Source organism: Cupriavidus sp. 05T313, assembly GCF_056396665.1.
The window spans coordinates 1-492 of the sequence record NZ_JBFTLX010000607.1 but is presented as its reverse complement, the minus strand read 5'-3'; the positions used below and the strand labels follow the sequence as shown (position 1 = coordinate 492).

The following is a 492-nucleotide window of genomic DNA, read 5'->3' as shown; positions in this document are numbered from 1 at the left end:
CGCCGTGTCCGCGCGACCCGCACGTTCGGCCACGCGCGCCATCACCAGTTGCCGCACGAAGCGGTCGCGCTCACCGTCCGGCGCCGGCAGGCCCTGCAACCAGGCGAACGCGGCATCGAGGCTCTATTGGGCGGCGAGGTCCGCCGCCTGGGCTTCCGTCTCCGCCCAGTCGGTGCTGGCGGACGCGACCGATACCGGCACCATGGGCTCGCCGCGCTCGACATCGCGTACGGTGGCATGGCGCGCAATCCACGCCAATGTGGTGTCATCCGCAAACGGTGTGCCGTCCGTGAAGGCCAGTTGATCGAGGCCGGGCAGGCGTTCGAGCATCAGCGCACAGTCAGTGGCGAGCAGGTCGCGCGCGCGGGCATACTCGCCACCCGCCTGATCCTGGGCGGTGAAGGCGTAGTACTGCAAGTCCAGCCAGAAATGATTCGCGCCTTCGGCGAAGGCCTGCTCGACGCGGTCGAGGAGTTCCGGCCACTGCTTTTG

At 68.9% G+C, this 492-nt stretch carries 1 pseudogene; it reads right to left on the bottom strand.

Features of this window, described 5'->3' with window-relative positions:
* Positions 1-492 (bottom strand): annotated as a pseudogene (locus AC1DKD_RS41980) (type VI secretion system domain-containing protein); the annotation flags it as partial.